Annotated in this window: 11 protein-coding genes; all 11 read right to left on the bottom strand. The window is 34.6% G+C overall.

From position 1 onward, the window contains the following. Window positions 1–128: 128 nt before the first annotated feature. Window positions 129–1,262 (bottom strand): 3,4-dihydroxy-2-butanone-4-phosphate synthase, encoded by a 1,134-nt coding sequence (gene ribB / locus OYT91_RS06830; protein WP_269222507.1) that lies wholly within the window; start codon window positions 1,260–1,262, stop codon window positions 129–131. 1 nt (window position 1,263) lies between these two features. After that, complete coding sequence (locus OYT91_RS06825) at window positions 1,264–2,712, bottom strand: LptF/LptG family permease (protein ID WP_281240040.1); 1,449 nt, start codon at window positions 2,710–2,712, stop codon at window positions 1,264–1,266. An 8-nt stretch (window positions 2,713–2,720) separates the two neighbouring features. Beyond that, window positions 2,721–3,362, bottom strand: coding sequence for an outer membrane lipoprotein periplasmic chaperone LolA1 (lolA1, locus tag OYT91_RS06820; RefSeq protein WP_281240367.1), 642 nt, complete (start codon window positions 3,360–3,362; stop codon window positions 2,721–2,723). 384 nt (window positions 3,363–3,746) lie between these two features. After that, window positions 3,747–6,191, bottom strand: a complete 2,445-nt coding sequence (locus tag OYT91_RS06815) for a DNA translocase FtsK (RefSeq protein ID WP_281240039.1) — start codon at window positions 6,189–6,191, stop codon at window positions 3,747–3,749. A gap of 18 nt (window positions 6,192–6,209) precedes the next feature. Further along, window positions 6,210–6,584 (bottom strand): diacylglycerol kinase family protein, encoded by a 375-nt coding sequence (locus OYT91_RS06810; protein WP_269222508.1) that lies wholly within the window; start codon window positions 6,582–6,584, stop codon window positions 6,210–6,212. Window positions 6,585–6,592: 8 nt separating this feature from the next. Continuing rightward, window positions 6,593–7,090 carry a thiol peroxidase gene (tpx, locus tag OYT91_RS06805; RefSeq protein ID WP_269222509.1) on the bottom strand — a complete coding sequence of 166 codons (498 nt, stop codon included), beginning with the start codon at window positions 7,088–7,090 and terminating at the stop codon, window positions 6,593–6,595. 377 nt (window positions 7,091–7,467) lie between these two features. After that, window positions 7,468–7,725 carry a DUF6952 family protein gene (locus OYT91_RS06800; RefSeq protein ID WP_281240038.1) on the bottom strand — a complete coding sequence of 86 codons (258 nt, stop codon included), beginning with the start codon at window positions 7,723–7,725 and terminating at the stop codon, window positions 7,468–7,470. A gap of 68 nt (window positions 7,726–7,793) precedes the next feature. Beyond that, complete coding sequence (locus OYT91_RS06795; protein ID WP_281240037.1) at window positions 7,794–8,102, bottom strand: thioredoxin family protein; 309 nt, start codon at window positions 8,100–8,102, stop codon at window positions 7,794–7,796. 84 nt (window positions 8,103–8,186) lie between these two features. Then, window positions 8,187–8,825: a peroxiredoxin gene (locus OYT91_RS06790; RefSeq protein ID WP_269222511.1), complete on the bottom strand. Its 639-nt coding sequence runs from the start codon at window positions 8,823–8,825 to the stop codon at window positions 8,187–8,189. Between the two features lie 124 nt (window positions 8,826–8,949). Further along, a complete protein-coding gene (locus OYT91_RS06785) occupies window positions 8,950–10,548 on the bottom strand; it encodes a glycoside hydrolase family 3 protein (protein WP_281240036.1) in 1,599 nt (532 codons plus the stop codon). A gap of 395 nt (window positions 10,549–10,943) precedes the next feature. Beyond that, on the bottom strand, window positions 10,944–12,278 hold the full coding sequence (locus OYT91_RS06780; RefSeq protein WP_281240035.1) for an MFS transporter: 1,335 nt from the start codon (window positions 12,276–12,278) through the stop codon (window positions 10,944–10,946). Between the last annotated feature and the right edge of the window lie 22 nt (window positions 12,279–12,300).

Raw genomic sequence — 12,300 nt, 5'->3', positions numbered from 1 at the left:
CGTCAAATCTATGTGCTTTCAGTGCAGAGTGGTTTGGTTTCAATCAAAAAAGAGCATAAAAAAATCCTTCTAAATATATTTCAGAAGGATGATTTTATTCATTTTTGCAAATAATTAAGTTCCTAAAACTAATACTTCACAAAATCTTTTATTTCCAAGCCGTATCCTATCATTCCTACGCGTTTCGTTTGTTCGGTATTTGATAATAATCGAATTTTTGAAATGTCAATATCATGTAATATTTGAGCACCTATACCAAAATCTTTGTTGTCCATCTTGATTTGTGGCGCTTTGAATTCCCCTTGTGCTTGTAAAACTTTTAATTCGGATATGCGGTTCAGTAAATCTATTGAAGCCACTTCTTGATTAATGAATAATACAGCACCTTTACCTTCCTGGTTAATCAATTGAAACATGTCATCCAATTTTTTATTGGCATCATTGGTCAACGTTCCTAATATGTCATTGTTAACCGAAGTAGAGTTGATTCGTGTCAATACCGCTTCACCTATATTCCAAGTTCCTTTGGTTAAAGCAATGTGGATTTGTTTGTTGGTGGTTTGTTGGTACGCTCTTAATCTAAATGAACCAAAACGGGTTTCAATATCAAAATCTTCTTTTTTGACAATCAAACTGTCGTGTTGCATTCTATACGCCACTAATGCTTCGATGGAAACCAATTTTAAATTAAATTTCTTAGCGACTTTTACCAATTGTGGCAAACGAGCCATTGTTCCATCTTCATTCATTATTTCGACAATTACTCCAGCAGATTTGAATCCGGCCAATCTTGCAAAATCAATTGCTGCTTCGGTATGCCCAGTTCTTCTCAAGACACCTCCTTGTTTGGCTATCAATGGAAAAATGTGGCCTGGACGTGCTAAATCATGCGGTTTGGTATTTGAATCTACTAATGAAAGTATTGTTTTGGCTCTATCGGCTGCTGAGATTCCTGTCGTTACCCCATTACCTCTTAAATCCACCGAAACGGTAAATGCAGTCTCCATAGGGTCGGTATTGTTACTTACCATCACATGTAATCCAAGTTCTTTACAACGACTTTCAGTAAGCGGCGCACAAATTAAACCTCGGCCATGTGTCGCCATAAAGTTGATCATTTCGGGTGTTACTTTCTCAGCAGCAGCCAGAAAATCACCTTCATTCTCGCGATCTTCATCGTCAACAACTATGATTATTTTGCCTTGACGAATGTCCTCAATGGCTTCTTCTATAGTGTTGAGTTGTATTTTGTTGGTAGACATCTTATTCTTTATTTTGAGATGGAATTAATTTTTGAAACAGTTTTTGAAATACTTTTTGAATTGGAGCAAGTAATACATCCATATTAATCAAACCAATGTCATTTGTGGCTCGATAGGTCAATAAAATGGCTAATGGGGTCAGTATTATAGATGACATCCAAGAACCTAAAAATGGGGATAATCCATCCTCCTGAGAAATCCTTTTCCCAAATGTGTTAATAAAGTGAAAGGATATAAAAATCAAAACAGCAAATACTATTGGTAGTCCAAGCCCTCCTTTTCGAATGATAGCTCCCAATGGGGCCCCAATAAAAAACATCAAAAAACAAGCATAAACGATTACAAATTTATCATTTAAGGATAATATGTGGCTGTTTATATTTTTCTTTTTGTTATCCAGTTCGCTTTTTGTGGCATCAATTGAATACATTAAACTTTGAATATTACTACTGGCAGCATTTAGAATTTCTGTTTTTTGTTTGTTGGAAAATAGAGATAATAAATTTTTAGTTATAGTTTTTTTCTTAGCAACTTCAGGGGCTTTATTATCCGTTAAAATGCCTAGTCTAGCAGCGCTATTTTCTGAGAATGAAATAATTTCAGTATCCCTATTTTTACTCAAGGAATCCAGTGTGTATTTCAAATCGCTTACATTAAGCATATTGTTTGTTGTAGAAACAGATTGGTCATTGTCTACTTTATTCAAATTAGACAGATCTATGTTTATGCGGTATTTCTTAAAAGAGCTTTTGGCAAAAGGCAACTTGGTTCGGTCTTCATACTTTTTTGGAACAATGTCTTGGTAATAATTTCCGTCATTAAGCACCAATTGTAAAATACTCGATTTGTCGCTACTAATCAATTCTCCATCTTTGGCTTTGATTACTGTTTTACTTCCGTCACCGTTTTGTGATTTTTCATGGATCGTTATTCCAGTTAAATGATTCCCATTTTCTCCCGATTTTTTATTGACTTTGATATTGTATAAACCAACGTCGCTAAATTGTCCTTCTGCAATAGCAAGTGCTGGTTTAGCTTGCGCAATGTTTTTTCTAAAATTAACAAACTTAAATTCGGCATAAGGTATTACATTATTGGCAAATAAAAATGCAATAACACTCAATATGGCAATAGAAACCGTCAAGCTTCTCATGGCTCTTTGTAGCGAAATTCCAGAAGATTTCATTGCTGCAAATTCATAATGTTCGGATAAACTTCCAAAAGACATAATGGCTGCCAATAAAATAGAAAGTGGGAGCACCAAAGGTACAATTCTTGGCATTGCAAGTATTAAAAATTTTAATACCATGAAAATATCCAAATCTTTCCCAGCTAGTTCAGCAATAAATAGCCAAACGGTTTGCAGAACGAACACAAAAAAAAGGATCACAAATACCGTTGTAAATGTGCCCAAAAAAGTTTTTAATAAGTATTTGTCTAGAATCTTCACCTAAATATTTAGTCTAATGTATTGATGTAATAATTGGGATATTTGCTTGCGGTAAATGTAAATTGATTTTTCGGTAATGGTTGATTTGTTTTAAAAGAATTAACGGTTAAAGTTGTTTTAGTTCCTTTTTTGCCTATTTCAATTACATTATAGATTGCGTTTGTTTTAGAATCGATGCCAAGTAAAATCTCTTTTCTTTGGTCTTTTGGGTTGGTCGGAATCAATTTGATATATTGTATTTTTTTGCCGCCTACATTTTGAACAATATCCATATTAAACTTATAACCGGTATTGAAAAAAGTTAACATTTTTGATGGAGTTATTGCCGAATCATCTTTTTCATTAACGGTTGAAATAGTAATTTCTTCATCTTCAGGAACAATTGTGTACGTTTTTTTTCCGTCAAAAATTTTCTTGATACCCATAAAATCCAGTACATATTGATTCCCTTTCATTACCACTTTGCCTTTACTGTCTTGATTAATGTTTTCTTTTGCATTGTTCAAGGAGTATTTAAAATCGATAGTGATGTTGTTGTAGCTTTTTACTTTAGATGTTACTTTGTCTAGCAAATCTTTGGCTTTTTTATCTTGCGATTGTGCCGAAAATCCAATAAAAAAAACGAATAAAAGGCTGATAAATTGTTTCATTGTTGTTTTGAATTGTGGTGTCATTTAATAATTATTTGCTGCAAAAGTACTCTTTTGTTGTCTATTATTTAGATATGAAATCTTCAGTAGTAGATTATGGCTTTTTGGGCGTGACTCTTTTTAGAAAAGGGGCTAACATTCATTGTCGCTATTAGCCCCTTTCCTAAAAAGAGTCGGGCTATTCGCGCTACTTCGGTAGCTAGCTTCTATCCCTCACGCATGTACGTTAATCAATAAATTTATTTTATTTATGAAAATTTAAAAAATATAAAAAAAACAAAAAATCACAAGGGACTTTGAAATCCACTATTATTGTCAATTCTCTAAATCGAAAACAGCTTTCTGTAATCTATTTTATAACTTATAACTTCTAAGCTCTAAGCTCTAACTTTCATTACTAAAAAACTGATCCAACCCTGTCATGTCCTGTATGTTTACACTTCTGGCTTTGCTGCCCTCAAAAGGACCTACAATCCCAGCTGCTTCCAATTGATCGATTAATCGACCCGCTCTGTTGTATCCTAATTTAAGTTTTCGTTGTAATAAAGAAGCTGAGCCTTGTTGAGCATTTACGATAACTTCTGCTGCTTCTCTAAATAATGTGTCCCTATCAGATATGTCCATTTCCAAACTTATTCCACCATCTTCTCCTATAAATTCAGGAAGCAAATACGCGGTAGAATATGCTTTTTGCGAACCAATAAATTCAGTAATTTTTTCTACTTCTGGCGTATCTACAAATGCACATTGTACCCGAACCACATCATTACCATTTGTGTATAACATATCTCCACGACCTATTAATTGATCGGCTCCAGCGGTATCTAAAATTGTTCTTGAGTCGATTTTTGAGGTTACTCTAAAAGCGATTCTAGCCGGAAAGTTGGCTTTAATCAAACCGGTAATTACATTTACCGAAGGTCTTTGAGTAGCTATAATCAAATGAATACCAATAGCACGAGCCAGCTGAGCCAAACGCGCAATAGGAACCTCTACTTCTTTACCTGCAGTCATGATCAAATCGGCAAACTCGTCTACTACCAAAACGATGTAAGGTAAAAATCGGTGCCCATTTTCAGGATTCAATTTTCTAGCTTTAAACTTATCATTATATTCTTTAATGTTTCTTACCATCGCATCCTTCAATAAAGAATAACGATTGTCCATTTCTACACAAAGTGAATTCAAAGTGGCTACAACCTTGGCATTATCAGTAATGATGGCATCTTCGGTATCTGGTAATTTTGCCAAGTAGTGTCTTTCTATTTTATTAAAAAGGGTAAGTTCTACTTTCTTAGGATCTACCAAGACAAACTTTACTTCTGCAGGATGTTTTTTGTATAGAAGCGAAGTTAATACAGCATTCAATCCAACTGATTTCCCCTGTCCTGTTGCACCCGCCATCAATAAGTGAGGCATTTTCGCAAGGTCAACTACAAAGGTTTCATTCGAGATGGTTTTTCCTAGCGCAATGGGTAATTCCATTTCGGCTTCTTGAAATTTTGCCGAACCAATTACACTTTTCATAGAAACCATCGTTGGATTCTTATTGGGAACCTCAATACCAATAGTTCCTTTTCCGGGAATTGGAGCTATGATTCGAATCCCTAATGCCGAAAGTGACAACGCAATATCATCTTCCAAGCTTTTAATCTTTGATATACGAATTCCAGCTTCGGGGACAATTTCATATAAAGTTACCGATGGCCCGACAGTCGCCTTGATTTGCGCTATTTCTATTTTGTAATTGCGTAGGGTATCTACAATTCTGTTTTTGTTTTCTTCAAGTTCTTCTTGATTGATGGTAATTCCACCAGTAGAATATTCTTTTAATAAATCAATAGTTGGGTATTTGTAATTGGATAAATCCAATGTAGGATCAAACAGACCAAAATCGGACACCAATCGTGAAGCTAAATTATCTTCAATAATGTCTTCTTCAATTGCTTTTTCAATCACAAAAGCTTCTTCTTTGATAGGTTGTACCGTTGGCAGAATGGTCATGTCAAGCGGTTTAAGCGTAGGCTCTAGATTTATTTCGGAGGCGTTTGAAATTGTTGGTTTTAAAGCTTCTTTGTTGATCTCGAATTGAGATCCAGTAGTTTTTAAATGGATGTCATCCTTTACTATTTCCTCTTCAGATTCGTCTACCGCAAATTCTTCCAAATTATAAAAGCTATCATTTGATGACAAAACTGGATTTTTTGTCATATCATCTTTGATTTCTTTTTTTGTGTTTTCAAAAAAAGATTGCACTTTTTCTGGCGAAACTTGAAGTTTGAAAATAATATAAATGATTAATCCAAATATCAAAACCAATAGCGTCCCCGTTTTTCCTATGTAATCTTGGGCTAAAAGATTCAATTCGAATCCGATAGTTCCTCCCAATTCTGGTAAAGAAGTGGCAAAAAAACCAAACAAAACCGATATAATAATAATTACAAATAGATCCCAAAACCAAACGGCTTTTAGTTTCTTTATCGAAAGATCTAAAACTAAATACATGCCTGTTAAGAAAAATAAACGAACAAATAAAAAGGAAGCGATTCCAAAACCTCTATATATTATAAAATCTGATAAATACGCTCCAAATTTACCTAGCCAGTTTTGAACTATTTCTTTTCTATTCGATAATTCGGTTACTGCACTTTGATCAATTTGTCCGTAAATGAAAAATGAAACAAAGGCAACGAATAAAGCTATTGAAAATAATACCAACAAAAAACCCAAAACAATTCGGTGTTGTTTGGATAATTTCCATGACCTTATACCTTTAGATTCTGCTTCGTTTTTTTTGTCTAAAGTTTCCTTTTTTGTAGATTTTGCCATTCTTAAATTAAATTGCGCCTATAAAAATTTTGGGATATAAATAATAAGACCAATTGCAATTGCTGTCAATGCTGCAAAAAATACAGCCCCAGCAGCAATATCTTTAATGAAACCTATTCTTTCATGGTAATTGGGGTGAATAAAATCGGCAATTTTTTCAACTGCAGTATTCAATCCTTCAATACTCATTATTAGACCAATTGCCATGGTTTGAAAAAGCCATTCGGTAGTGGTAATATGATAATAAAAACCGGCTATGGTCATAATGATTCCAATAGAAAATTGAACCATAATACTGTGCTCGGTGGTAATTAATTTTACAGCGCCTTGAAAAGCAAATTTCATGCTTTTCAATCGGCCTGTAAATAAAGTGTTGTCTTTTTGGAATTCCATATTTTTTTTTAAAGTGCGGCTAAAGCTGCTTCATAATTAGGTTCGTTTGCAATTTCACCTACTTGTTCTGTATGAGTTACTACTCCGTTTTCATCAACAACAATGATAACACGAGAATGCAATCCAGCCAATGGACCGTCTACAATATCTAAACCATTGCTTTTTCCGAAAGATCCTTCTTGAAAATCAGATAAGTTGACAACATTTTCTAGACCTTCCGCACCACAAAAACGTTTTTGTGCAAATGGTAAATCTCTAGATATGCATAAAACGGTTGTGTTTGCCAAGTTGCTTGCACTTTCATTAAATTTTCTAACAGAAGTAGCACAAGTTCCTGTGTCAATACTTGGAAAAATATTCAAAACTAATTTTTTACCGGCAAAAGTGCTTAAATCAGCAACCGATAAATCATTTTGAACTAATTTAAAATCAGCAAGTTTAGAACCTACTTTTGGTAATTCACCTGAAGTGTGTATTGGATTTCCTCCTAATGTTATTGTAGCCATGATGTTTGTTTTTTAATGAGGTTCAAAAGTAAGGATTAATATTTGAAACTGAAAGAATTTGTTGTTAGTTGTGGGTTTTGGGTTTTGGGTTTTGGGTTTTGAGATTTCGGTTGTGTGTGTCTTTGAAACTAGAAACTTGATTTTTGATCAAAAAAGTTCTTCTTTTTGCGAGAAGGATGGACGCTGGCTACCGAAGTAGCGCATACAGCCTGACAGCATAAAGGGAAGTGGCCGAATGTGCGGTATCTAAATTTGGCCACTTTTCTTTTTGGTGTCTCGCCCAAACGAACTTTTGCGAACTGACGAAGGAAATTATTCTTAAATAAAAAAAACGCACTCTGAAATGGAGTACGTTTTGCTATGCTTGTCAAATGATTTTATTTATCGATAGAACCAAGAACTCTTTTCATAAAAGTGTTTAAGGCTTCTTTTTTGTCGGTTCCGTCTTTAATCAATTTATGAACTTCAAGTGCACCATACATATTTGAAATTAATTCTCCTATGACATCCAGTTCTTCATCTTTTAATGAGGCAATTTCGGTCATGGCTTCCAATACTTCGATAGTTTCGATGATGTAATCTTGATCGTTTTCTTCTATGAATTGGGTTAAGTGTTTTATTACAGGTAACTTCATAAGTTGTGAGGTTGGATTTTAGAGGTTAGAAATAATGTAATTCCTTTAAAATCTAACCTCTAACTTAATTATAGTATTTCTTGAACCAATTGTGTTAAAACTTCTTGTTTATTGGTTTGGGTCTCGTTGACCAATTTTCCGTTCACAAAAGTTGCAAAAGTAGGCAAGTTGCTTACATTGGCTAGTTTTCGTGATTTTGGAGAATTTTCGGCATCGACCAAAACAAATGTCAAAGCTTCGTTTTCTGAAGCTAATTTTTTGAATTTTGGTTTCATAATTCTACAATTTCCGCACCATGAGGCCGAAAACTGAACAACCACTTTTTCGTTTTGGGCTATTAAAGCCCCTAACGTATCTTCGTTTAATTCGATTAACATAGATTTTTAAATTTCAATGTCAATTTCAATAACAATGGCAATTCTTAACTATTGAAATTGCCATTGTCATTGCCATTGATTTTATTAGTTAAGACTTAGGTATTCAGCAGTACTTTTTCTGTCAGCATTCATCGCTTCTTTACCAGCTTCCCAGTTTGCAGGGCATACTTCACCTTTTTCTTGTATGTGTGTATATGCATCAACCATACGCAAGTATTCGTTTACATTACGACCTAGTGGCATATCGTTTACACTTTCGTGGAAGATTTTACCAGTTTCATCAATTAAGTAAGTAGCTCTAAAAGTAACATTTGAACCTTCAATGATAACAGAATCAGTTTCTTCGCTATATTCAGTTGAATCGATATCAAGAATTCCTAATATGTTAGATAGGTTTCTGTTAGTGTCAGCAAGGATTGGGTAAGTAACGCCTTCGATTCCACCGTTGTTTTTTGGAGTGTTTAACCAAGCAAAGTGAACTTCGTTGGTATCACAAGAAGCACCGATTACAATTGTATTTCTTTTTTCAAATTCTGGTAAAGCGGCTTGAAAAGCGTGTAATTCAGTTGGACATACAAAAGTAAAATCTTTGGGGTACCAAAACAAAAGTACTTTTTTATTGTTTTTTGTAGCTTCTTCAAAAATGTTGATTTTTAAATTATCTCCCATTTCTGAGATAGCGTCTACTGCAATACTTGGGAATTTTTTACCTACTAATGACATGTTTTATAAATTTTAATGGTTTGTTTTTTTAACTGCTGCAAATATAAGGCATATTAAAAGGTTGATTAAATAAATATTAATTATTAATATTTATTTAACAATAGTAAACAACTATAGCGACGGGTTAAATTGCAGTAATTGAGACAGGTAAGCTACCTTTTCCTTTTTTGTCCTCTAATAATTGTTCGGCGGCACTTTCTTGGAATTCTTTAAAATCTTGATACATTTCTACAATCCCGTTGGTTTGATCTAAGTTTGGTATGACTTGCAAAGCATATGGATTTCCAAAAACATATAAAATACATTTTTTGGTTTGGAATAATTGCCCTAGAAATTCTAAAACCGAATCCTCTAATTCGAATTTATTAAGTGGTTTGGCTTTTGGGACAAATAATGAAATAAGAACGGTGTCAAAAGGAGCAAGGTCTTCTTTTAGTGTGGTGTCAATTAAATCAATTGCGTTTTCAATAGCATATTCCGGGGATGGTAAGAATGAAGCTAATGTTTTGAAAAATGGATTGTCGATTGTTTTATAAATACTCAACTTAGCCAGACGTTCTCTATTTTTAGCGTCAAAAATAACGACAGAACTGTTGTTGTCTTTGAGATCGGTAATACAATAATCGGCTATTTTTCGATTTAAATCAGAAGTAATTTTAAAGTCAAAATCACGAGTAATGGTGGGTTCTGTTTCAAAAAGACCAGCTTTTTGTTTGCATTTCAGGATACGATTCAAACTCGCTTCAATTCGTTCTGGCGTAGCATTCTTGAGGATTTCCTGAATGCCTTCAGCTACGTTTTCGGCAAAACACAGCACATCGTTTCCAGCATTGAAGGCTTCCCATTCCAGTTGACCCTTAACATCATATAATTTTGAAACGCTATGCATGTTCAAAGCATCCGAAATAATTAAACCATCATAACCCAATTGCTGACGCAGTAATTTTTCAATTATATTTTTGGACAATGTGGCGGAGGTTTCTTTTCCATCATTCAAAGAAGGAACAGCCAAATGTCCTATCATAATAGAGTCAACATGATTCTCTATTCCTTTTATAAAGGGTACCAATTCATTTTCGAGTAATTCTTCGAGACTTTCCTGTAAAACCGGTAATCCTAAATGCGAATCGACACTGGTATTGCCATGTCCTGGAAAGTGTTTGAGACAGCCCAAAATTCCAACATCGGACATTCCGCGAAGGTACTCCATAGCATATTGAGCTACTTTATCTTTATTGGATCCAAAAGAGCGGTATCCAATCACGGGATTCTTGGGGTTGTTGTTAATGTCTGCCAATGGGGCTAAATTATAATGAATCCCGGCCGATTTTAAATCCAATGCAATTTGTTTTCCCACTTCGTAAACCAAATCTATTTTTCTTTCGGGCAAAGCGCCAAGAGTAATGGCATACGGATATTGCGGCGTTTTCTCCACGCGCATCGCCAAGCCCCATTCGGCATCAATGCTCATCAATAGGGGAGTGGTGGCACATTTTTGATAGCGCACAATCAGGTCTTTCAATCGCTGAAAACTATCGTCGTTGAATTCCACTTTTTTCTTAGATTCGTAATTAGTAGCCGCACTGGCTCTGCTATGAAAAAAAGTCAATCCACCAATGTTGTGTTCTTTGATTAATCGCTCTGTTTCCTGAATGTTCTCTTCCGTGTCGTTGATAAAAACGGCAGGGAAAAAGAATTGTCCTATTTTTTGTTCTAGTGTCATTTTGAAATGAATATTAGATTAAAGTTGAGACACAGATTTCACAAATTTACACAGATTAAATTCTCGAAATAATCTGTAAAAATTTTCAATTTAGGATATCGATGTTCAATTTAATTTTGGTAAAAAGTTAATAAATCTTAATTCGACAGAGGGCTTCTGTCGTTTTGAGTTGAATTGATTATCATTACTTTGTAATTGCGCAGAAGCCTTCTGCGTAATTGAATCTATTTGACTCATTAATTTCAATTTAGTCAACTGTGTTGACGAAATTGAAGTTGCGTAAACTTTATTGGAAGAACTCACTCTGTTTTAAAGCCCTTCCTTATAAATATATTCATATAGACTTTATAGTTTATAAAAAAAATCTGTGCAAATTTGTGAAATCTGTGTTCTATTTACTTTTTTTGGGATAACGAATCATTCTCCTTCACTTTCTTACCAAATTCCGCTGGATAAATCAAAAACTGAGATAAAATCAATCCAGGAATAGTGGCACAAAACACCCAAATAAAGAAATTGCCATAGCCTAAATATTGCTGTATAAAACCGCTCGCCATACCTGGAAGCATCATTCCCAAAGCCATAAATCCTGTTGCAATAGAGTAGTGAGAAGTTTTTGATTCTCCTTCCGCAACGTAAATTAAGTACATCATAAAGGCCGCAAAACCAAAACCGTATCCAAACTGTTCGATAATTACTACTGAAGTGATATATGGGTTTAAAACATAATCAAAAGTGTAATGAAACATCTCTAAATGCAAATTGAAAGTTGCAGCAGGATGAAAGTGGGATAAGTATACAAATCCCAAAATAGGTAAATGCATGGCCAAAAACATCGGTAACATCCATTTTCGTAATCCTCCTTTGGAGATGGCTATTCCGCCCAAAATTCCACCTACAACAAGTGCTGCTACTCCAAATGTTCCGTATATTATCCCCACATCTTCGGTGGTCAATCCCATTCCTCCTTTGGCTTTTTCATCAATCAAGAAAGGAGTCAGCATTTTTAATAATTGCGATTCCCCCAAGCGGAAAAGTAATATGAAAGCTAATACAAGACCAATTTGTTTCTTTTGAAAAAAAGTAGCAAACACTTCACCAAAACTAGCCTTGTGAATTACTTCAGCTTCCGTGATTTCCTCCACTTTAGGTGTCGTAAAAAAGTTATATATCGTTAAAAAAGCCATAATCAACGCTACAACAATCATTGTGTAGGACCAAGCCTTAGTTTTGTCGCCAAATTTTTGCTCCAAAAAACCTCCAAGAATTACAATCAATCCATTGGCGGTAAGCATCGAAAGGCGGTAAAAAGTACTTCTAATTCCTAAGAAAAAGGATTGCTGGTCTTTGGATAAAGCCAGCATATAAAAGCCATCACTCGCCACATCATTGGATGCCGAGGCAAATGCCGCTACCCAAAAAAGTGCTAAACTCAACATAAAAAAATGATTCATCGGAATGGTCAATCCCACAATCAAGAACGCAATGGCAATCACCAATTGCATCGCTAGGAACCATTTTCTTTTGGTGGCATACAAATCGATAAAAGGACTCCAAAGCGGTTTGATTACCCAAGGCAAGTACAATAAACTGGTGTAAACGCCAATGTCTTCATTAGCAACCCCTAGACTTTTGTACATAATTACCGAAACTGAAATAATAATGGCATACGGAAAACCCGAAGCAAAATTTAAAAACGGAATCCAATACCACGGTTTGTTGTCTTTCATTTTTTTATATTGTTTAATCGTT

This window comes from Flavobacterium praedii (assembly GCF_026810365.1).
GTDB classification, from domain to species: domain Bacteria; phylum Bacteroidota; class Bacteroidia; order Flavobacteriales; family Flavobacteriaceae; genus Flavobacterium; species Flavobacterium praedii.
Note: the sequence above shows the minus strand (reverse complement) of the source record. Positions and strands in the feature narration are given on the sequence as shown.